Source organism: Solibacillus isronensis, assembly GCF_900168685.1.
In the GTDB taxonomy this organism is placed as follows: domain Bacteria; phylum Bacillota; class Bacilli; order Bacillales_A; family Planococcaceae; genus Solibacillus; species Solibacillus isronensis_A.
On sequence record NZ_FVZN01000014.1, the window covers coordinates 278585 to 301642 of the forward strand.

Consider the following 23058-nt stretch of genomic DNA (forward strand, 5'->3'; position numbering starts at 1 on the left):
TTATTTTTAAATAAGTGTCCCTTAGGTCTTGTGTCAGGAGTTGGCGCTTATTAGAAAATATGTTGTATATCGTTTTTCTGGATTTGCAGATTTTCCGATTTGAAATGGCGATAGGAAAATTTCCAATGCGGTTTTGCAGTAGTCGCGACCTTTTGTGTATGACAATTTTCTGCACCGGGTGTACATACATTTAAGGTGAAGTTGCATAATAGCCAATTTGTAATTGTAATACAACGATATGCCGATGAGTTTTTCACTACAGTCTGCTCGGTTTTGCCCATGTTCTTGGGGGGTCTATGTCCCTACATACGAAGGAAGTCCCATCTCTATTCACTAAAACAATATTCCACCAACTTACTAACAGTCAGCCCGGTTTGCTGGCGTATCGTGGCAAGCGTGTATCTATGATTTTCTTGAATGATAATCTGATAGCTCTTCATAGGTTGTTCAGTACTCCGAAAAGTTTTAAAGGTATCAAAAATAAAATCTTTGCAAATGCTGCCCGTTTCATCAATTAGTAAGGTATTCAATTTATGGAGCTGCTCATTAATTTCATAAGTAGGATTATTAAGTTTTATCTCTTCAGGCAAGTAAATAGAGGTTCTTTTTGCAATTGCTTTAATGGGTTGTGCCGCCATTGCTTTTCTGTTCATGGATTCATGTAGCCAGGGGGAAATAAGATGCAGAAAATAAATAATTTGAAATTGATCATACAGAATAAGGCGGTTTTGGCCGTCTCTAAGAAACCGTAAGTGGAACTTTCTAAACAGATAGTGTAAAAGCCATGTATTTTCCTCTTCCGAAAAACTTTCTGTGGACAAAATAATTTTCTGGGCAACATTGTTCACGATTTTCAAATGGCCATCATCCTGATACCACCAGGCAAGCGCCTGTTCGTTCAGATAGTGTTCGAGAAAATTGAGAGGCAACTTCTTTTTTTCGTTAGGGTACCAGTGCTCGTATAATTCTGAAATCACAGGACTCGTTCTGGACTGCACAAAGAAGCTTTCAGAATACCCTTTTTTAAGTCGTGAATCATTTACTTTTTTGTAGACGGGCGGATTAAGCGGTAAGAAAGGCTTTAGCAGTTCATAGCAATGATTTGTCCATTCGAAATCATCAGCTGTGTGCATAAATTGGAATCTTGCTTTTCTGCTTCCTTGTTTAGTCATAGAACCGTCTCCTAACAATTTTCCGCAAATAAAATGAAAGAATTCATTTTCCTCATACATAGTTTTCACCCTTTACAAATAAGAACGTATATTCCTATTTTAGCATGGTTGTATAATTTCCTGCACTTAATATTCACTCAACTAATATATTAAAATTTACCAAGCAGATTCTATAAACATCTTTACATATGAAAAAATTAAAAACAGATAATAATGAGATTTACTGTTAGTTCCGTTATAGTAAATAAAACTAATTAGAATGGAGATTCCTATGACAAAAGAAAATGAAGAACGCGCATTTCTGGAGGCGCAGCTGGAGTGGATAAAACAAAGAGATGCACTGCTTAAGCAAATCGAAAATAGATTATACGAAATGAAACAAATTGCCGAAAAAATAGCAGCAAACGGAGATTTTATATCGGTGAATGAAAAGCATCAATTGAATGAAAAGCATCAATTGAATGAACGGTTTCTGCAGCTGAAATCTGATATAGCAGAATTAGAAAGCAGGCTTCAAATTTACTATAATTGATGAAATGTTGATGAATTATTTCTCCATCTTTCAAACAACGATAAAACATTTAAAAATGAAGCCGATAAAATACATAAGAAGATATGATATCGGAGGGGTAAAAATGCGAATTGACGGAACAAGTATTTCAATGCCTAGCATGACACAAAAATCGGGAGAAGGACAACCACCGCGTCCTGCACAGACAGATATCATTACCCAACAAAGTCAACCAACAGTAGAAAAAAAAGATACGAAAGAAAAACTGGAACAGGCGATTGATTCATTGAATGAGTTTTTCACAATTAATAATAGTGAATTGAAGTTTGTATTCCATGAAGGGCTAGATACTTATTACGCACAGCTTATAAACTCGGAAACTGAAGAGGTTATCCGCGAAATTCCTTCGAAAAAAGTGCTTGATGTGTTTTATGAAATGCAAAAGCTCGTTGGGATGATTGTCGATAAAAAAATATAAGGCCGGTCGCAATTGTAGCTGAGCTAAAATATATTGGATAAGTAGTTTGGAGGAGATTATATGTCAACGATGCGTATTGGCGGTCTGGCATCAGGTATGGATATAGATAGTATTGTAGAAAAATTAATGGTTGCTGAGCGAATGCCGATGGACAAGCTTGAGCAGCAAAAGCAAATTTATGAATGGCAGCGCGATGCCTACCGTGACGTCAATAAAAAGATGACGACATTGGATACGTATATTGCCGATAATTTTATTTTAAAAAGTTTAAATACAAAAACGGCGACAAGCTCGAATTCGGATTTGGTTTCGGCGGTTGCTACTGGTTCGGCTTCAGGATCGTTAACAATTGAAAGTGTATCCCAACTAGCTAAAGCTGCAAGGGGGATTGGTACGCCAATTAATCAAACGAGCAGTACAAAGTTAAAAGAATTATTTAATGGGCCCGGGGAAACGATGCCAACGAATTTTACTCTAAGTGCAATTAATACTCAAGGGAAATTGGGCGAAGAAATATCAATCGTAATTGATGAGAATATAACTTTAAGTGAATTTATTACAAAAATAAATGGTAGTAATGCAGGTGTTTCTGCTTTATTCGAAAATGGACAGTTATCGATTACTGCTAAAAACACAGGTAAGGCAGTTGAAGAGGACGGTGTGACGCTAACAGATGCGATGACAACAGATACAAATGGTTTGAAGTTATTTGCAAAATTAGGCCTTAATAATTTAGTTACGGAAGAAGGCCAAAATGCAGAGTTTCAAGTAAACGGAATCGCAACAGAACGTACAACAAATGCTTTTTCGATAAACGGTTACAATATTACATTGAAATCTACTTTTAAAAATAAAGATACACAAGATAAACTCATTAAGGAAGCAAAAGAAACGTTAACTCTGGCAACACAAAGCTTAAAGGAAACAATAAACTCATTAGCGAAAACCTATAATGTTACATTATCCGGTTCACCAGATAATCCAACTATTCTAAAAGAACAACTGGATGCTGTTCAAAAGAAAATCGAAAGTAAAATTAATGAGCACCGTCAAAATAGTGAAGATACAACTAAAAGTCCCGAAGAAAGGGCAGCTGCTGAAAATAAGCGAATTGAGGCAGAGTCGGCTGCAAATCTCCTTAACACAAAAGATGGAGAATACAATGACTCTGTGGCTGCGCTGACTAACTTAGAAAGCACAACAACTATAACAGCAAACCCTGTAACAATGACTTCGTCTACAAACGTCGACGAAATCATGACCAAAGTAAAAGAATTCGTCGCAACATATAATGGCTTCATTACTGATTTGACTGCTCAAACAAAACAGCCGAAATACCGCGATTATCAGCCATTGACAGAGCTGCAAAAAAAAGAGATGGAAGCAAAAGATATTGAAAATTGGGAAACACGCGCGAAAAGTGGTTTATTGCGCAATGACTCCATTCTTACAAGCGGTCTTTCATCACTTCGTGGTCTTGTATACCAGACAAACCATGCTGTTACCAACCAAAAGTACAATGCTCTGTACACAATCGGAATCGGTACTTCAAAAGATTACAACAGTGGTGGTACGCTTGAAATCGATGAAACGAAACTGCGTAAAGCATTAGAGGAAGATCCAGATGCAGTGGTGCAATTACTGACGATGAGCGGCGAGAAATCTGCATCAATTACAAAAGCTGATGGGTCCACAGGAACTGGCGATACACGCGGATTTATGCGGAAAATCCGAGATGAGATGGACGTTATCGAAAAGAAAATTGATGAACGTGCAGGTCGTGGCTCAATGACGGAAACGCAGTATACGTTAGGAAAATATTTACGTAATGTTAATCAGAGTCTCGATTCGTGGAAAGACAAGTTGACGAAGATTGAAGATCGCTACTGGAAGCAATTCGGTGCGATGGAATCGATGATTAACAAAGCGAACAGTCAATCAGCGTCATTGATGAGTCAGTATTATTAAAAGGGCGGAGGCGAAATGATGGCGGTGGAACAACAATTACTTCAAGTTTCCGCAAAGCTGTTTAAGAAGCTTGGGGAAGTGGCACAAACAGAAGACCGCGATACGTTATTAAAAATGGTTGATGAGCTGTTGGAAGAGCGCGGCCAGCTCATTGCCTCCCTTCAGCAGGAAAATATTCAGCTGTCCAAAACGAATCCGCAGCATGCATTGTTGCAAGAGCTCGACAAAGGAATTCAAGAACGCCTAGCAGCAATCATGGGCGAAATTAGACAGGATATGAAAAATGTTCAGACAGCAAAGAAAAGTGAAGTGCAGTATAATAACCCGTATGCGTCCGTTCGTGTCATGGACGGGAAGTACTACGATCAAAAGAAATAACAACGTGCCAGGCGCGTTTTAACTATAGAGGAGTGTGTATGATGACAGTTCAAACAGCAGCTGCTTTTAATGCATATAAACAAAACAGTGTGACAACGGCGTCACCGGGGGAGCTTACATTAATGCTATACAATGGCTGCCTGAAATTTTTAACGAGAGCAAAAAAAGCGATTGACGAAAAAAATATCGAAGAAAAAAACACAAACATCCAAAAGGCACAGGCGATTATTTCGGAGCTGATGTCAACTTTAAATACAGATTTGGAAGTATCCAAGCAAATGATTCCATTGTACGACTATATGAACCGCCGCTTAATGGAAGCGAATATTAACAACGACTCTACGATTATCGTAGAAGTCGAAGGCCTCGTAACAGAATTCCGCGACACCTGGAAAGAAGTTATCAAAATTACACGCCAGCAGCAATACGGTACAGCTGGACAAGTTTAAAATTTCGAAGCCGTTGTGAGAAGACTGAAATCTTTTCACAACGGCTTTTTCATATATAACTTTTCTCTATATTTCGACTTCTTTATTTATAAAATTTAAAATAATCAAAATAGTATTGATTATATTGTACTATTTTGTATAATGTAAATAATTAGCAAATTTAACTCAATAACATCTAGTTTTAAATAGATGTACAATTAACACATCCTACGATCATCAGCATCCATAATTTAATATTTGCCTTTTAATAAATAGAAAACGGTAATATTAAACCCCTAAATGTCACTGCATCCCATGAAACTAAAAATTTTATCCGTTTTCCCAATACATAATAAATCGGTTAGTCATCTATCACAATTCTGTTCGATTGCGGTATTGTTTTTGGCTGGAAACATTCCATTACTTTAATTCATCAAAAGAAAGCGGTTATCATACCAGGTTAACCGGCAAAGGGGGTGAGTGAGTATGTGAAATGGCAAATTAAAAAACCCCAAGTGAAGGTCCTGCATAGACATCACCTGAGGTTTGGACGCCGGAGTATACCGACATATAGTAAGTATACTCCTTTTTACTGAAAATGATAACAATAAATTGGAAGGAGTATGGAAAATGTATAGAAATTCCTTGTATGATGCCTGTGTATTAAAGCCTAAATTCGATCAGTTCAATAATCTTTATACGCTTATAGTCACTCCGGCTGGTTATAAAAAAGTGCCGTTCACACCGATGCAATTGCTGGATATGGAGCTGAAACAACATGGTTCCAGCTTAAAAGGCGCTAAGGAAGCGGCAAAAGCGGTCATTACCTCCAATTCTGTTAACCCGATCATGATTCCGAGGTCTCGGCTATCTCATTTTTGGTTTCCGACAGAGGCGATGCGTAATATCGAAGATTGTATGTACTTTGCATTGCATCATGTCGATGATATCAAGCCGCATTTGGAAAATCATTCAGTTGTCATTTTAACAAATAATGAAAGAATTATAGTGCCTGTATCGTACAGTAAACTGAATAAGCAGTGGATGAAGGCAAAAGATTATTGTTCGACAACCTTAATAAAGCAATTTTACAGGGATCCTGTATCTTCAAATGCCGAGCAACAAATTATGTTAAAATGTGCAGAAATATATGAAGAGTATGTAATCCACTAATAAGCATAGAGTTTTACGCAAAGGAGCATCCCAATGTGTGAAACTCTTTTTGTTTCTCAATTTTTTATCGATTGCACATTATTTTATTGCAAACGGAAAAAATTCCAGGTCAATTGTCATGAGTTTGAAGTCACGATTTCTCCTTAAAATAGCAATTAAGCACATAGACATTTAATCGTATATTACATCATAATGTGGGTATATAAATTGTAGCAATGAATGGCTAGGGGGAACGGTTATGGCGTTTAAACGCACAGAAGGATTTCGCTTTACTTTTGGGGTCCCGATCGAAGCAAATTTTACCGAATTGATCAATGGAAAACAGGAACAATTAGAGGTGATAAAATACCCTTGTGAAATCATTGATGTGAGCCCACATGGCATGAAAATGTTTTCTTCTCGGGAAATTGGTGAAAATAATAATAACCTGGTGCAGTTGGAACTGGAATTCATTTTAGACGAAGTATTGATTAAGGCCATTGGAGACATCGTATGGAAGAAGAAGTACGGCGGTAAGTTTCAATATGGTTTGATCTTCGAAAATCAGCCAGGTATTGAAGAATTAATCGTCAGTGAGTTAAAAGTTCGTCGCAAAAAAGAAGTCGGACGTAATTAAATTGGTTGGTTACCATTGAATTTATATAACGATATAACGATACGGTGTCTTTCTTATCAATATGTAGGACAACTTGTCGAAAAATGAAAAAAGTTTCAAGTCGTAACAGGATTTTATTTATGTATGTAGAATTAGTTTAGTAAGAGCAGTAATGAAGGAGGAGTTCACATGCTAAAGTTTAACATTCGTGGTGAAAATATTGAGGTAACTCCAGCGATTCGTGATTACGTGGAGAACAAAATTGAAAAGGTAGAACGCTATTTCAATGAGGATCTTAACGCGAACGCTAACGTCAACTTGAAGGTTTATAATGATAAACAAACAAAAGTAGAAGTGACGATTCCGATGAAAAACTTAACGCTGCGTGCCGAAGAGCGTCATAACGACATGTATGCGGCTGTTGACTTAATTGTCGATAAGCTGGAACGCCAAATCCGTAAACATAAAACAAAAGTAAACCGTAAATTCCGTGATCGCGAAGGTACAGGTATTTACTTTGCCAATGTGACATCCCAAATGGAAGCGAACGCAGAGTCTTCAGAGGATGAATATACAATCGTTCGTACGAAGCAATTTGATCTGAAACCAATGGATCAGGAAGAGGCCGTTCTACAAATGAACATGCTGGGCCATGATTTCTATATCTTCACAGATGCAGAAACAGACGGCACAAACATCGTTTACAAACGTAAAGACGGTAAGTACGGTTTAATTGAAACAAACTAAATGATTGACTTACAAGCGGATTGCCTGAAAATGGGCAATCCGTTTTTTGCATTGAACTGTTCCTAAAATTACCATTTCATATCAGTCCATTTGCACCACCGGTATATATAATGCTAAAATATACTTTGAGACTATTTATTGGGAAGTGACCAATTCGATGGCAAACATATTAAATAAATTATTTGATTTCAATAAAAAAGAAGTAAAGCGTTTAGAAAAGATTGCAGATAAAGTAGAAGCATTGGCAGGGCAGTTTGAAAGCCTTTCTGATGATGCATTAAAAGCGAAAACAGAAGAATTTAAAAACCGTTTCCAAAACGGGGAAACAGTCGACGCATTGTTGCCTGAAGCATTTGCGACAATTCGTGAAGCATCTCGCCGTGTTCTTGGCATGTTCCCGTTCCGCGTTCAGATTATGGGGGCGGCTGCATTAAATGAAGGAAATATCGCGGAGATGAAAACCGGTGAAGGTAAAACGTTAACGTCGACAATGTCCGTTTATTTAAATGCGCTTACTGGTAAGGGTGTTCATGTCGTAACAGTCAACGAATATTTAGCAAGCCGTGACGCGACTGAAATGGGAGAGTTATATAATTGGTTAGGCTTAACGGTCGGTCTGAACCTCAATAGCCTGTCAAAAGATGAGAAGCGCGAAGCTTATGCTGCGGATATTACCTATTCGACGAACAATGAACTTGGTTTTGACTATTTACGTGACAACATGGTGCTTTACAAAGAAGACCGTGTACAGCGTCCGCTTTATTATGCGGTAATCGATGAGGTTGACTCGATCTTAATCGATGAAGCGCGTACACCGTTAATCATTTCCGGACAAGCAGGAAAGTCTGCACAGCTATACGTACAGTCAAATGCATTTGCCCGTATGTTAAAGCAGGATGAAGACTATAACTATGAAGAATCAACAAAAGGCGTAACGTTGACAGAGCAAGGGATCGAAAAGGCGGAGCGTGCGTTTGGCATCGATAACTTATTCGATTTAACACATGTTCGTTTAAACCATGCGATCAACCAAAGCTTAAAAGCACATGCATCGATGCATAAAGATGTCGACTATGTTGTGCAGGACGGGGAAGTTGTAATCGTTGACGGCTTTACTGGTCGTTTAATGAAAGGCCGACGCTATTCAGATGGTTTACACCAGGCGATTGAAGCGAAAGAAGGTCTTGAGATTCAAAATGAATCGATGACAATGGCGACCGTTACATTCCAAAACTATTTCCGTATGTACGAGAAACTGTCTGGTATGACAGGTACAGCGAAAACAGAGGAAGAGGAATTCCGCAACATCTACAATATGCAGGTTGTAGCGATTCCTACGAACAAACCGATTGCGCGTGATGACCGTCCTGACCTTATCTTTGCAACGATGGAAGGCAAATTCAAAGCGGTTGCGGAAGATATCGCAGAGCGTCACCGTTTAGGTCAACCGGTACTGGTTGGTACGGTTGCAATCGAAACATCGGAAATCATTTCAAAATATTTAACGAAATTTAAAATTCCACATAACGTTTTAAACGCGAAAAACCATGAACGTGAAGCGGAAATTATTTTAAATGCCGGTCAAAAAGGTGCCGTTACGATTGCAACAAACATGGCCGGTCGTGGTACGGATATTAAACCGGGTGAAGGTGTACTGGAAATCGGCGGTTTAGCGGTAATTGGTACAGAGCGTCATGAATCACGCCGTATCGATAATCAGCTTCGTGGTCGTTCTGGTCGTCAAGGGAACCCGGGGGTAACGCAATTCTATCTTTCTTTAGAAGATGAATTAATGCGTCGCTTCGGTTCAGATAAAATGAAGACGATGATGACAAGACTTGGTATGGACGATACACAGCCGATCCAATCAGGTATGGTATCAAAAGCAGTAGAATCAGCACAAAAACGTGTTGAAGGAAATAACTTCGATGCACGTAAACGTCTATTACAATATGACGATGTACTTCGTCAGCAACGTGAAGTGATTTACAAAGAGCGTGAAGAAGTATTGGATTCGGAAAATATGCGTGCACTAGTAGAATCTATGATTTCTCAGGCAATCGAAAATCAAGTAGCCCTTCATACGCAAGGCGAGAAGGAAAACTGGACACTGGATGCACTTGAAGACTACATCGCAGCAAATCTTTTAGATGAAGGCGATATTACGAAAGAGCAGCTTGAAAATAAATCACCAGAAGAAATGATTGCGTTCATCTCTGAAAAAGTGACAGCGCGCTATGATGAAAAAGAAGAAGCGATGACACCAGAGCGTATGCGTGAATTCGAAAAGGTTATTTTACTGCGTTCAATCGACTCGAAATGGATTGACCATATCGATGCAATGGACCAGTTACGTCAAGGGATTCACTTACGAGCTTACGGTCAAAACGATCCATTACGCGAATACCAGCAAGAAGGTTTCGCAATGTTCGAAGATATGGTCGCAGCTGTGCGTGAAGATGTAGCGAAGTACGCATTAAAAGCGGAAATCCGCAGCAACCTGCAACGCGAAGAAGTAGCAAAAGGCCAAGCTGTTAACCCGAAAGAAGAAGGTGCAGCGAAACCCAAAAAACTACCAACACGCAAAGCAGAAAACATCGGACGCAACGACCCATGCCCATGCGGCAGCGGCAAGAAATACAAATCATGCCACGGCGTAGGCCAATAAAAGCAATAAAACCGAGGTCATTGAAACTATGCTCAATGACCCGGTTTGTTTTTTCATAAAGGTTGAAATGAGGAAGTGCTGCTATTTGGTGGTGAGTAGTTCAATTTTTTACCGACTAAGTGAATTTTACTCAATCATCTAACATTAGCAAAAACTTAAATAACTCAATAATATAAGGTGCTTAAATTTATTTATAAACGGCACCAAGTTGATTGAAGCGAAGGCGGCGACTCCTGGGGGAATAGCGTGACGCCTGAGACTACAGGCTCAGGCCACGCCCCCGGAAAGCGTCCGCCGAAGCGGAAATCAACAATGATAGAAACCGGAAACTTTAACACCCAACTACGGAGGAAATTATATGATGGAATTAGCAGATGTGCGTAATGCACTCGAAAATACAGCTACAAAACTAGCGGACTTCAGGGGGTCTCTTTGACTTAGAAAACAAAGAGGCTCGTATCCAGGAACTAGATGAACTTATGCTTGAACCAGAATTCTGGAACAACCAGAACGGCGCACAGGCAATTATTAACGAAAGCAACGGCATTAAAGCAGTTGTCAACGAATACAAAGAATTAGTCGACACACAGGAAAATCTCGAAATGACGCTCGAGCTTTTACGCGAAGAACCAGATGCAGAATTGCAGGAAGAACTAGGCAAAGAACTAGCCGAGTTCCAATCAAAAATGGAAGACTTTGAACTGCAAATGCTGTTATCAGAACCATACGATAAAAACAATGCCATTCTAGAACTGCATCCAGGTGCTGGTGGTACAGAGTCACAGGACTGGGGCTCGATGCTATTACGTATGTACACACGCTGGGCAGAGAAGCGCGGCTTTAAAGTAACGACAATCGACTATTTACCTGGTGATGAAGCCGGCATTAAATCGGTTACACTTCAAATTTCAGGCCATAATGCGTACGGCTATTTGAAAGCAGAAAAAGGCGTACACCGTCTAGTACGTATTTCACCGTTCGATTCATCAGGTCGCCGTCATACATCGTTCGTTTCATGTGATGTTATGCCGGAATTCAATGACGAAATCGAAATCGATATTCGAACAGAAGATCTGAAAGTCGATACGTACCGCGCAACTGGTGCCGGTGGTCAGCATATTAACACGACCGACTCGGCTGTACGTATTACCCATCTTCCAACAGGTGTCGTTGTACAATGTCAGTCTGAGCGTTCACAAATTAAAAACCGTGATGCAGCAATGAAAATGCTGAAGTCGAAGCTGTATCAGCTGGAAATTGAAAAGCAGCAGGCACAGCTGGATGAAATTCGTGGAGAACAGAAGGAAATCGGCTGGGGCTCGCAAATTCGTTCATATGTGTTCCATCCGTATTCAATGGTAAAAGATCATCGAACAAGTGCAGAAACAGGGAATGTAGGCGCTGTAATGGATGGCGATCTTGATATATTCATTACTGCCTATTTACGTTCAAAAATCTCATATTAAAATCTTTCAGCGGTCATCCGTTTGAAAAATAGAAAGCCGTGCCTTAGTAAAAAGCTAAGGCACGGTTTTTTTAGTGAAATTTAAGCTAAGTAATAATTTTCCTCTTGTCAGATTGTAAAAAATATGTGAAAATACATATACGAACAAACGTTCTTATTAATTGGAGGTATTCGTATGCTGCAAATTCCTTCTAAAACGATTCCGTATTATGAGGCTGGGATTTATTTGCCGTTGCTGTTAATTATTCTTGGAAAAGATTACACAATAGTGGAGCAAAGTCCATTCAAATTTAAAAATCCCTATTTGCAATTAATCGATGCTGTACGTATCAAAATAGAGCATGACTTAAAAGAAACGAAGGACTATTTTAAACTTCATCAGATGCGCTTAGTGAGAGGCAAGACGGATGATTTGTTTACCGAGTATCATTTTTACTTTGGGGGAATCATGGAGTGTAGAAGATATTCGAATATTCGCCTTCGTAATCAGAGTGAGTTACTTCTTGCTGAATATTTTAAAAAAAGCTGATGCTCTTATAAGATGGCATTGCGCTGTAAAAGCAGATATTTATAGTACATCGCAGCGCGTACATATTGCTGGTTGAAAGATTTCATATTGATATCCAGACTAATCTCAGTATTATCCACAAAAGTTACGAGTGTATTATCACCGTCTTCACTAATATTAATAATAGGGTTCAAGGATAACCAAATATTTTGAGGTGAAAAAGGCGAAAATAGCGGGAATAAAATGCACGGATCCCCGAAATCATAGGCCACCATTATCGGTAATTTATGTTTGTTCTCTCCGAAAAATCGTCTCGCCTGATATTTGCTTGCGTCATAGGAACTTCCATGCAGACGACACGTATCGCGAATAATTTTTAAAGGTTTATACGGAGATGTAGATTGGCCGTACTTGTCCAAAATAGCAGTGTGAATTTTATCTCGATGCTGATAGGACCTCAAACAGAAGGTAGAGTTAGAAATAATGTAATTGGATTTTTGTGTTAAATTACTAATCATTTTGTATCCCCTATCTTTCCTACTTTTTTAATCGCTTAAATTTTCACTATACATCTAAACTACTGCATATTTTGCTAAAAATCAACATTATATTTAGAAAATTCTGTCATATGATAATTTTTCAGAATATATTGCAAATTAAATGACTTTTAATTTATAATGGTTAAAAGAGGTCGAGGTGATATCGATGGATAAATATTATTCGTATACAGACTTTTTAAAAGCGGTTAGTCAGCAGTCCACTGAACATCATGCAGAGAAGCTATTGAATGAAATTTATTTAGATTTATTTATTAGTCGGTTGCAGCGGATGCAACGTATTGAACAATTAAAGTTACTTATCGATACATCGTTAGATCAAAAGAACGAACAAGCATTTCACAGCTATACTACAGAGTTAAAAGAGTTATTGGAAACTGTTTCTTAGAGGCCATCCTATTCAGGTGGCTTTTTTTTATGGGCAAGCAGTTGGTTCCGGTTGTTTTCTAATAAGTAATAGAAAGTTTCTAATAAAACTAAAATAGTTCTAATAAATTGGTTAGTTTCTAATAAAAAGGATAATTCTTCTAATAAATGCTCGAGATTTTCAAATAACCGGTCCCGAACTTCTAATAAGTCACCGAACTTTTCTAATATCCGCAACCAAGGTTCTAATAAACCCAGCCCACCAAAAACACACAACAATACAAAATTCGAATGTACGTTCGCAATTTTATCGTAAATTAAAAACGGGTATGTTAAAATAGAAGATAATATAAGTGACAGAAAGGACAATCTGAATATGACAGAAACATTTACAATACAGTCCGCCTATCAGCCTGCCGGGGATCAGCCGGAAGCGATTAAACAGCTCATACAAGGGGTTAAAGAAGGCAAGCGTCACCAGACATTACTTGGGGCGACAGGTACAGGTAAAACATTTACGATTTCCAATGTAATTAAAGAAGTAAATAAGCCGACGCTGGTGATGGCACACAATAAAACACTGGCCGGCCAGTTATATAGTGAGTTTAAAGAATTTTTCCCGGACAATGCGGTTGAGTATTTCGTCAGCTACTATGACTATTTCCAGCCGGAAGCGTATGTACCGCAAACCGATACGTATATTGAAAAGGATTCAAGTATAAATGAAGAAATCGATAAATTGCGCCACTCGGCAACGACAGCGTTATTTGAACGGAAAGACGTCATTATTATCGCGTCCGTATCGTGTATTTACGGTCTCGGTAATCCGGAAGAATATCGTGAAATGGTAGTTTCCATTCGTACAGGAATGGAAATCGAGCGCAATCAGCTATTGCGTAAATTAGTCGACATTCAATATGAACGTAATGATATTAACTTTACACGCGGTACGTTCCGAGTGCGCGGGGATGTTGTCGAGATTTTCCCGGCGTCACGCGATGAACACTGTATCCGTATCGAATTTTTCGGTGATGAAGTAGACCGGATCCGTGAAGTGGATGCACTAACGGGCGAAATTTTAGGGGATCGTCAGCACGTAGCGATTTTCCCGGCATCCCACTTCGTAACCCGCGAAGAAAAGATGAAAATTGCTATTGAAAATATCGAAAAAGAGCTGGAGGAGCGTCTTGCTGTCCTTCGTTCGGAAGACCGTTTACTGGAAGCGCAGCGCCTGGAGCAACGGACAAACTACGATTTGGAAATGATGAAGGAAATGGGCTTTTGCTCAGGTATCGAAAACTATTCGCGCCATTTAACATTGCGTGAAGCGGGGGCGACACCGTATACATTACTCGATTACTTCCCAGAAGACTTTTTGCTTGTTGTTGATGAAAGCCATGTTACATTACCGCAAGTACGTGGTATGTATAATGGAGACCAGGCTCGTAAAGGGGTATTGGTCGAACATGGTTTCCGTCTGCCGTCCGCATTGGATAACCGCCCGCTAATGTTTGACGAATTCCAGTCAAAAGTAAACCAGGCGATTTATGTGTCGGCAACACCGGGCCCATACGAATTGGAGCACACACCGGATATGGTAGAGCAGATTATTCGTCCGACAGGGCTGCTTGATCCGACAATTGATATCCGTCCGATTGAAGGACAGATTGATGACTTGATCGATGAAATCCATGAGCGCATCCGTCGTAATGAACGGACATTAGTCACGACATTAACGAAGAAAATGTCCGAAGATTTATCGAGCTATTTAAAGGAAATGGGCTTGAAAGTCGAATACTTGCACTCGGAAATCAAAACGCTGGAACGGATCGAAATTATCCGGGAGCTTCGTAAAGGAACCTATGATGTACTGATCGGCATTAACTTATTAAGGGAAGGTCTTGATATTCCCGAAGTATCACTTGTCGCGATTTTGGATGCGGACAAGGAAGGGTTCCTGCGTTCGGAACGTTCACTCATTCAAACAATTGGACGTGCTGCACGTAACTCGAACGGTCATGTCATTATGTATGCCAATAATATGACGGATTCAATGACAAAGGCGATCGGTGAAACGAAGCGCCGTCGTGAAATTCAAATTGCCTACAATGAAGAACATGGTATTACACCGAAAACGATTATTAAAAAGATTCCTGATATTATCCGCGCAACACAAGCTGCGGAAGTGGAAGAAACATATATTACAAAAGTGACAGGCGGCAAAAAGCTGACGAAAAAAGAGCTGGAGAAGCTTGTTGCGACATTGCAAGTTGAAATGAAAGAAGCCGCAAAAGCGCTGGACTTTGAACGCGCGGCTGAATTACGTGACATGATATTTGAATTGAAATCAGAAGGGTGAACAATGTGAAAAATACAGAAATTGTCGTACAAGGTGCACGAGCGCATAATTTAAAAAATATTGATGTCACAATTCCTCGCGATAAAATTGTCGTTGTGACAGGGCTTTCAGGTTCCGGTAAATCTTCACTGGCATTCGATACGATTTATGCGGAGGGGCAGCGTCGTTATGTCGAATCATTGTCTGCATATGCACGACAATTTTTAGGACAGATGGACAAGCCGGATGTCGATACAATTGAAGGTTTATCACCGGCCATTTCGATTGACCAAAAGACGACGAGCCGTAACCCGCGCTCGACTGTCGGAACAGTAACGGAAATTTACGATTATTTGCGACTGCTTTTTGCTCGTATCGGAAAACCTTATTGCCCGACACATGGAATTGAAATTACTTCCCAAACGGTTGAGCAAATGGTCGACCGCCTGATGGAATATCCGGAGCGTACGAAAATGCAGCTTCTTGCCCCTGTAATTGAAGGGAAAAAAGGAACGCATGTAAAACTGCTTGAAGACTTGAAAAAACAAGGCTTTGTGCGTATTCGTGTAAACGGGGAACTGCGTGATCTCGATGACAATATCGAGCTGGATAAAAATAAAAAGCACACAATTGAAGTAGTTGTGGACCGTGTTGTCGTAAAAGAGGGCAATGAAACACGTTTAAGTGATTCCCTTGAAGCAGCGCTCAGAATTGCGGATGGCCGCGTTCTAGTCGATGTCATCGATCATGAGGAACTGTTATTCAGTGAGCATCATGCATGTCCGCTATGCGGCTTTTCGATTGGTGAACTTGAGCCGCGCATGTTTTCATTCAACAGTCCATTCGGGGCTTGCCCTACATGTGACGGGCTTGGAAGCAAGGCGAAGGCCGATATCGATTTAGTTATTCACAACTGGGATTTAACCTTGCTTGAAAATGCGATTGCACCATGGGAATCCGTATCATCCAACTATTACCCGCAGCTGTTGGCATCTGTGTGTAAACATTACAATATTCCAATGGATGTGCCGGTAAAGGATATTCCTAAAGAGAAAATGGACAAAATTTTATACGGGTCAGGAAAAGAGAAAATTTTATTCGAATATACGAATGATTATGGCCGAATGCATAAAAAGAATATGGAGTTTGAAGGTGTTATCGCGAATATCGAGCGCCGCTTTACAGATTCTACTTCGGACTATGTGCGTGAATCGATGCAAAAATACATGACTGAACAGCCGTGTGCTACTTGTAAAGGGCACCGTCTGAAAAAGGAAACGCTAGCAGTAAAAATTAAAGACCAAAACATTTCGGAAGCGACACGCCACTCCATTCAGGAAATGTATGAGTTCTTTAGTTCAGTAGAATTAACGGAAAAAGAACGCCAGATTGCGAATTTAATTATTCGTGAAGTTATTGAACGACTGAAGTTCTTATTGGACGTTGGTTTGAACTACTTAACACTTGCACGGTCTGCTGGAACATTATCCGGCGGGGAAGCACAGCGTATTCGACTGGCAACACAGATCGGTTCCCGCTTAACAGGTGTCCTTTATATTTTGGACGAGCCGTCAATCGGGCTGCATCAGCGTGATAACGACCGGTTAATTAATACACTTGTAAATATGCGTGATCTCGGTAATACATTAATTATCGTAGAGCATGATGAAGATACGATGATGGCAGCGGACCATTTAATCGATATCGGACCGGGTGCCGGTGTACATGGCGGTCAAGTCATTGCGCAAGGGACACCAAAGCAAGTAATGAAAAACAAAGAGTCGATTACCGGTCAATATTTAAGTGGGAAGAAATTTATTCCGCTACCGCTTGAACGTCGTAAATCAGATGGCCGAAAAATAAAAATTAAAGGCGCTTCTGAAAATAACTTGAAAAATGTCAGTGTCGATATTCCATTAGGGCAGTTCATCGCCGTTACAGGTGTATCAGGTTCCGGTAAATCGACATTGGTCAATGAAATTTTATATAAGTCGCTCGCATCAAAACTGAACCGGGCAAAAGTCAAACCGGGCAAGCATAAAACAATAGAAGGTTTAGAACAACTGGAAAAAGTAATCGATGTGGACCAATCGCCAATCGGCCGTACACCGCGTTCAAACCCTGCAACATATATTGGCGTATTCGATGATATTCGCGATGTTTTTGCGATGACGAATGAAGCGAAAGTGCGCGGCTATAAAAAAGGACGTTTCTCGTTCAACGTAAAAGGCGGACGTTGTGAAGCATGCCGCGGAGACGGCATTATTAAAATCGAGATGCACTTCTTGCCTGATGTATACGTACCGTGTGAAGTTTGTCACGGGAAGCGATATAACCGTGAAACACTTGAAGTAAAATATAAAGATAAAAATATTTCCGATATTTTGGAGATGACAGTAGAAGATGCGTTGGAGTTTTTCGGGAACTTGCCAAAAATTCAGCGTAAACTGCAAACGATTGTCGATGTCGGTCTTGGCTATGTGAAGCTTGGTCAGCCTGCGACAACATTATCTGGCGGTGAAGCACAACGTGTAAAATTGGCGTCGGAATTGCATCGTCGTTCAACCGGCAAATCATTTTATATTTTGGATGAGCCAACGACCGGTTTGCATGCGGATGATATTTCCCGTTTATTGATTGTACTGCAGCGCTTAGTTGAAAACGGAGAGACCGTGCTTGTTATTGAGCATAATCTCGATGTAATCAAAACAGCCGACCATATTATTGATTTAGGTCCTGAAGGCGGCGAAGGTGGCGGTACAATTTTAGCGACAGGTACACCGGAGAAAATTGCCGAAGTGGAAGAAAGCTATACTGGACGTTACTTAAAACCGATTCTGGAACGTGATCGTGAGCGTATGGAATCAAGAATTAAAGAAGCGCAAAATAAATAGATTGAAAAACTAAGAGCGCAAACGAAACTTTTCGTCCTCCCTCCTCGTATAATAACTATATACGAAGCAGAGGGAGGAATTTTTTTATGCAAGAAGAACGTAAACGCATTTTGAAATTAGTTGAAAGCGGTACAATTACGGCAGAAGAGGCGATTGTATTACTCGAAAAATTGTCGTCGGAAAAGGAATCCACTCCATCACAAGCAGCACCAATCGAGCAACCGGTTTTTGAAGAAAAGTTTGAGGAAGAGCCGCATAAGGCAGAACCAATTTTTGAAGAGCAAAAAGAAAAACGTAAAACAACAGGATTTGAAGATATTTTCGGCAAGTCATTTAACGATAAAGAATTCAATAAAAAAATGGACGAGTTTATGGGCGATATTAAGCAGGATTTATCGCAATTCAGCACACGCATGACAGGATTAGTCGGTGCAGCTTTATCGAAATTTAAAGAGCTTGATATTGATACACCGTTCGGAGAAAAAGTGGAATTCACTAAAACGTATGCTTACCCTGTAGCTGATGTTAAAGGGGTAGAGCTTGAAATTGCCAATGGTAAAGTCGATATCGTACGTGCAACGGATGATTTAGTTACTGTAAATGTGACAGGGAAAACACCGCTAAAAGGTACTGAGGAAGAAACGATTGCACAGGCAACGGAAAACATGTCGAAGCTGACAAATGATAAATTATTTATCCAATCAACAAATAAATTTGCGCAAGTGAAAGTACAAGTAGCTATTCCAGAAAAACATTATGACGTAATAATCGCAAAATTATTAACAGGCAGTGTTTCAATCGAGCAGGTTGATGCAAAGTTAGTAAAAGCGCGTACACATAACGGCGTAATCCATCTGGAAAATGCGACATTTGATCATGCGGAACTGCAAACGAGCAATGGTGCAGTAGAAGCCCGTCATATTAAAGGTGAAGATTTGGAAATCGGCACAGCAAATGGCCGTATTTACGTTGACGGCGAATTAAATGAAGTTGAAGCTGAATCGATGAATGGACATGTTGTCATTACAACAACAAGTGCGGAAGCGCATAAAATCAAGGCACGTGCACTAGCAGGTTCAGTAGAAATCTATGTACCGAAAACAGTCGCACTAGACGGCCAGGTTTTCTCAAACTTCGGAAAAGCAGATATCGGTTTAAGTGATGTCCTTGTTACAGAAGAAGAGGAGCAATTCCTGTCAAAATCAGTCCGTTTCACAAAAGAACTGGAAGGTGCTAAACTCCTGAAATTAGTAGGGGAATCTCGCACAGGAACAGTACTAGTACGTTATACACTGCAATAGGCGCAGGATTTACCAGGATTCGTAATTTCAAAGCACAAAAAACTCTTCTATAAAATCAGGCATCCATCTTCTCATAAAGAATTTGGATGCCTTTTATTTTGTTTTTCGCCAAATCTCCAATTAAAAGTCAGAAACTGCCCCGTTCCTACATGGAAAAATACCTTTTCTAAAATAACCCCTCAAAATACCACAATAATCCAAATACTGAGAAGGGTTTTCAGTGAAAACGTCGAATAATTAAAAATAGTGTAGAGTATTTTATTATATTAAAAACATTTCATACTTTAACAAATACATTACGAAAACCAAAAAAATAGGTGTATTTCTATGAAAATTTAGTAACAAATGATTTTTTGTAATGTTGTCATGGCAGTCCAGAAAGCCTGAAAACAAGGCGGGGCTTACATTGAAAAGAAAATGTAATAAAATTTGAGCCTGAAAATGCTATAATGGGTAAGACTAAAATTTAAAAAACTAGATATTGAGCTTAGGTGGTTTCGTGAATGATTGAAATGAATAATGTAGTGAAGAAGTATCCTAATGGGGTCGTCGCCGCAAACGGGATTACGGTTCATATAAAAAAGGGTGAATTTGTGTATATAGTTGGCCCGAGTGGAGCAGGTAAATCGACATTCATTAAGTTGATGTACCGTGAAGAAAAACCGACTTCCGGCGATGTCATCATTAATGGCATAAATTTGAGAACGCTAAAAAATAATCGCGTACCTCATTTACGCCGTCATCTTGGTGTCGTCTTCCAGGACTTTAAATTATTGCCGCGCTTAACTGTATATGAAAATGTAGCGTTCGCGATGGAAGTAATTGAAGAACAGCCAAGTGTCATTCGTAAAAGGGTAATGGAAGTACTCGAACTGGTGGGATTAAAGCATAAAGTGCGAATGCTGCCGAATGAGCTGTCAGGTGGGGAACAGCAGCGCGTTGCAATTGCCCGCTCGATTGTCAACCGTCCGAAAGTTATGATTGCGGATGAACCTACAGGAAATTTAGACCCGGAAACTTCGTGGGAAATTATGAATATTTTTGAGGAAATCAATCGCCAAGGTACAACGATTTTGATGGCAACACATAACCGTGAAATCGTAAATACTGTGCGTAAAAGAGTTATTGCCATTGAAGGCGGAATGATCGTCCGTGACGAGTACGGAGGTGACTACGGCTATGAAAACTAGAACGATTGCCCGTCATTTCCGTGAGAGTTTTAAATCATTGGGCCGTAACAGCTGGATGACACTCGCTTCAATCAGTGCTGTAACGGTCACATTATTATTGGTCGGTGTATTTGCTGCGATTATGATGAATTTAAACAAAGTCGCTTCCGATTTGGAAAACGATGTTGAAATTCGTGTCATGATCGATATTATTCCGGAAGCGGAAGAAGCAAAACTCGCAGAAGAACAGCTTCTTGACGAGATTCATAATATGCCGGATGTCGAGGAAGTTACATATTCTTCTAAAGAACAAGAATTAAGTAAGTTAATCAAAGATTTTGGTGATGAATTAAGTTTATTCGAACAGAACAACCCGTTATACAATGTGCTGTACGTAAAAGCTGTCGATCCTTTGAAAACAGCTGATGTCGCAAAAAAAATTGATAGCTTAGACAATACTTTTGAAGTGAAATATGGCGAAGGTAAAGTAGAAAAACTATTTAACTTCTTGGAAATCGCTCGTAATGTTGGACTCGTATTGATTTTAGGACTGCTGTTTACAGCGATGTTCTTAATCTCTAATACAATACGCATTACGATTATTGCACGTAAAGATGAAATTGAAATTATGAAGCTTGTAGGGGCTACAAATTCTTTCGTCCGCATTCCATTTGTACTGGAAGGAATGTGGCTTGGTTTGATTGGATCTATTATTCCAGTTGCAGCCGTTACAATTGCTTATTACAATATTTACGATTTATTGGCACCTCGATTAAAAGGGGAATTATTCCAAATGTTAGAAGTAATACCACTTATGTACCAGGTGAACGGATTAATTATCTTCATCGGGATGTTCATCGGTATATGGGGTAGTTTCATGTCAGTTCGTAAGTTTTTAAAAGTATAACTTCTTTCAGCGACTGTCACACATTGCCAAGGCAAAATTGACAATGACGAAAAAAGTGGGAAGTGGCTTGTTTGTCAAGACAAAAAGAGCCACTATTACCCATGCATTTAGGGGGAAAAGTTTTTGAAGAAGCTAACGACGCGTTCATTTAAAACCATTGCAGCAACACTTGCGCTAGTGCTATTTGTTCAAATACCGGCAGCATCTGCAGCAACATTAGATGAACTTAAAAAAGAGCGCAGTCAACTCGAAGCAGAAAAGAAATCAATCAATAAATCTCTTGAACAAAAAACAAATGAAATTCAAACAAATCAAAATAGACAGCAGAAAATCATTTCACAGCTGGAGCAACTTGGTGCAGAAATTAATGAAACGAACCATAAAATTGCCGTTGTCGAATTGGATATTGAAATTGCAAACGAAGAAATTTCTATTTTAGAAGATCAAATCGCAGAATTAAAAGAGAAGATCGAACAGCGAAATGAGCTATTGCGTGAACGTGCCCGGGCAATTCAGTCATCTGGTACAGTAAGTTACCTTGACGTCCTGCTTGGAGCAAATAGTTTCGTAGATTTTATCGATCGTTTTTCTGCTGTAAGCACACTTATGGACGCTGACCGTCAAATTATGCGTGAGCAAAAAGAAGACCAGGAAAAGCTTGAAGTCCAAAAGCTGGAGCTTGTGAAGAAAAAAGAAGACCTTGAAGCGAATAAAGCGAAATTGAAAAGTTTGATGGCTTCATTAAATCAACAAAAGAAAGAAAAGAAAAAATTAGTAGCAGAGCTTGAAAAAGAAGAAGCAAAACTACGATCTGAGAAAACAGAACTTAAAGCTGAATACGATGATAAAGTAGAATTAAGTAAAGAGCTGGAAGAGAAGTTTCTTAAAGAACAGCGCCGATTAGCGGAAGTTGCCCGTCAAAAGGCATTGGAAGCTGCGGCTGCTAAAAAGAAAAAACAAAACAGCAGTAGCAATAGTTCTGTAAGTTCCGGAAACTTGCCGGTTGTTTCGGCAGGAAATTGGACAAGACCTGCAGCTGGCCGTTTTACATCAGGGTTCGGACGACGTGATATTGGACCAATCGGAAGTAAAAATCACTTAGGAATTGACATTGCCAACTCAATCGGTACACCGGTTGTTGCAGCAGCGGATGGTGTTGTTTCGTATGTTGGATCGATGAATGGTTACGGTAATGTTGTAATGGTTACTCACTCGATTGAAGGACAATTATTCACTACAACGTATGCCCATTTAAGCGGATTTAACACGAGTGTCGGGGCATCTGTTTCAAAAGGTCAGCAAATTGCACGACTTGGGAATTCAGGTAACTCAACAGGACCTCATGTACACTTTGAGATCCATGTCGGTGAATGGAACGGCAGTCGTTCAAACGCCGTAAACCCATTAAATTATATTTCACTGTAAACATAGAGAA

Annotated in this window: 21 protein-coding genes; 18 read left to right on the top strand and 3 right to left on the bottom strand. The window is 39.6% G+C overall.

Going from position 1 to position 23058, the window contains the following annotated elements; translation table 11 throughout:
- Nucleotides 1–326 precede the first annotated feature (326 nt).
- Nucleotides 327–1232, bottom strand: a complete 906-nt coding sequence (locus B5473_RS09990) for a hypothetical protein (RefSeq protein WP_079524732.1) — start codon at nt 1230–1232, stop codon at nt 327–329.
- 211 nt (nt 1233–1443) lie between these two features.
- On the opposite strand from B5473_RS09990, the gene B5473_RS09995 reads away from it, so the two are divergent.
- From B5473_RS09995 to B5473_RS10045, 11 genes are all read left to right on the top strand, one after another.
- Complete coding sequence (locus B5473_RS09995; protein WP_079524733.1) at nt 1444–1704, top strand: hypothetical protein; 261 nt, start codon at nt 1444–1446, stop codon at nt 1702–1704.
- Nucleotides 1705–1807: 103 nt separating this feature from the next.
- Entirely contained in the window at nt 1808–2161 is a 354-nt protein-coding gene (locus tag B5473_RS10000) for a flagellar protein FlaG (protein ID WP_079524734.1), read from the top strand.
- A gap of 60 nt (nt 2162–2221) precedes the next feature.
- Nucleotides 2222–4129, top strand: coding sequence for a flagellar filament capping protein FliD (gene fliD / locus B5473_RS10005; RefSeq protein WP_079524735.1), 1908 nt, complete (start codon nt 2222–2224; stop codon nt 4127–4129).
- Between the two features lie 18 nt (nt 4130–4147).
- Nucleotides 4148–4507, top strand: a complete 360-nt coding sequence (locus tag B5473_RS10010) for a flagellar protein FliT (RefSeq protein WP_079524736.1) — start codon at nt 4148–4150, stop codon at nt 4505–4507.
- A gap of 41 nt (nt 4508–4548) precedes the next feature.
- On the top strand, nt 4549–4956 hold the full coding sequence (gene fliS / locus B5473_RS10015; RefSeq protein ID WP_079524737.1) for a flagellar export chaperone FliS: 408 nt from the start codon (nt 4549–4551) through the stop codon (nt 4954–4956).
- A 609-nt stretch (nt 4957–5565) separates the two neighbouring features.
- Entirely contained in the window at nt 5566–6108 is a 543-nt protein-coding gene (locus tag B5473_RS10020) for a competence protein ComK (RefSeq protein ID WP_079524738.1), read from the top strand.
- Nucleotides 6109–6346: 238 nt separating this feature from the next.
- A complete protein-coding gene (locus B5473_RS10025) occupies nt 6347–6724 on the top strand; it encodes a PilZ domain-containing protein (protein WP_079524739.1) in 378 nt (125 codons plus the stop codon).
- A 168-nt stretch (nt 6725–6892) separates the two neighbouring features.
- Entirely contained in the window at nt 6893–7450 is a 558-nt protein-coding gene (gene hpf / locus B5473_RS10030) for a ribosome hibernation-promoting factor, HPF/YfiA family (protein ID WP_079524740.1), read from the top strand.
- Nucleotides 7451–7607: 157 nt separating this feature from the next.
- Nucleotides 7608–10118 carry a preprotein translocase subunit SecA gene (secA, locus tag B5473_RS10035; RefSeq protein WP_079524741.1) on the top strand — a complete coding sequence of 837 codons (2511 nt, stop codon included), beginning with the start codon at nt 7608–7610 and terminating at the stop codon, nt 10116–10118.
- Nucleotides 10119–10479: 361 nt separating this feature from the next.
- Nucleotides 10480–11584, top strand: a protein-coding gene (prfB, locus tag B5473_RS10040) for a peptide chain release factor 2 (RefSeq protein WP_139377771.1) whose coding sequence is annotated in 2 segments (ribosomal slippage) — nt 10480–10551 and nt 10553–11584 — 1104 coding nt in all. Because the reading frame shifts where the segments join, the coding sequence is not laid out codon by codon here.
- 174 nt (nt 11585–11758) lie between these two features.
- Nucleotides 11759–12112, top strand: a complete 354-nt coding sequence (locus B5473_RS10045; protein ID WP_079524743.1) for a hypothetical protein — start codon at nt 11759–11761, stop codon at nt 12110–12112.
- 5 nt (nt 12113–12117) lie between these two features.
- On the opposite strand, the gene B5473_RS10050 is transcribed toward B5473_RS10045, so the two are convergent.
- Complete coding sequence (locus tag B5473_RS10050; protein WP_079524744.1) at nt 12118–12609, bottom strand: competence protein ComK; 492 nt, start codon at nt 12607–12609, stop codon at nt 12118–12120.
- A gap of 187 nt (nt 12610–12796) precedes the next feature.
- Between B5473_RS10050 and B5473_RS10055 the strand changes: the two genes are divergently transcribed.
- Nucleotides 12797–13036: an IDEAL domain-containing protein gene (locus B5473_RS10055; RefSeq protein WP_079524745.1), complete on the top strand. Its 240-nt coding sequence runs from the start codon at nt 12797–12799 to the stop codon at nt 13034–13036.
- 8 nt (nt 13037–13044) lie between these two features.
- On the opposite strand, the gene B5473_RS20655 is transcribed toward B5473_RS10055, so the two are convergent.
- Nucleotides 13045–13251 (bottom strand): hypothetical protein, encoded by a 207-nt coding sequence (locus B5473_RS20655; protein WP_176142065.1) that lies wholly within the window; start codon nt 13249–13251, stop codon nt 13045–13047.
- A 139-nt stretch (nt 13252–13390) separates the two neighbouring features.
- On the opposite strand from B5473_RS20655, the gene uvrB reads away from it, so the two are divergent.
- The 6 genes from uvrB to B5473_RS10090 all read left to right on the top strand — a co-directional run bounded on the left by uvrB (nt 13391) and on the right by B5473_RS10090 (nt 23048).
- Entirely contained in the window at nt 13391–15373 is a 1983-nt protein-coding gene (gene uvrB / locus B5473_RS10065) for an excinuclease ABC subunit UvrB (RefSeq protein ID WP_079524747.1), read from the top strand.
- A 5-nt stretch (nt 15374–15378) separates the two neighbouring features.
- Nucleotides 15379–18246 carry an excinuclease ABC subunit UvrA gene (uvrA, locus tag B5473_RS10070; protein WP_079524748.1) on the top strand — a complete coding sequence of 956 codons (2868 nt, stop codon included), beginning with the start codon at nt 15379–15381 and terminating at the stop codon, nt 18244–18246.
- Between the two features lie 86 nt (nt 18247–18332).
- Nucleotides 18333–19547: a DUF4097 family beta strand repeat-containing protein gene (locus B5473_RS10075; RefSeq protein WP_079524749.1), complete on the top strand. Its 1215-nt coding sequence runs from the start codon at nt 18333–18335 to the stop codon at nt 19545–19547.
- A 503-nt stretch (nt 19548–20050) separates the two neighbouring features.
- A complete protein-coding gene (gene ftsE, locus B5473_RS10080) occupies nt 20051–20737 on the top strand; it encodes a cell division ATP-binding protein FtsE (protein WP_008403596.1) in 687 nt (228 codons plus the stop codon).
- Nucleotides 20727–21623: a permease-like cell division protein FtsX gene (gene ftsX / locus B5473_RS10085; RefSeq protein WP_079524750.1), complete on the top strand. Its 897-nt coding sequence runs from the start codon at nt 20727–20729 to the stop codon at nt 21621–21623. Before ftsE ends, ftsX begins: the two co-directional genes overlap by 11 nt.
- Before the next feature lie 123 nt (nt 21624–21746).
- Nucleotides 21747–23048, top strand: a complete 1302-nt coding sequence (locus B5473_RS10090; RefSeq protein WP_079524751.1) for a murein hydrolase activator EnvC family protein — start codon at nt 21747–21749, stop codon at nt 23046–23048.
- Nucleotides 23049–23058: the final 10 nt, after the last annotated feature.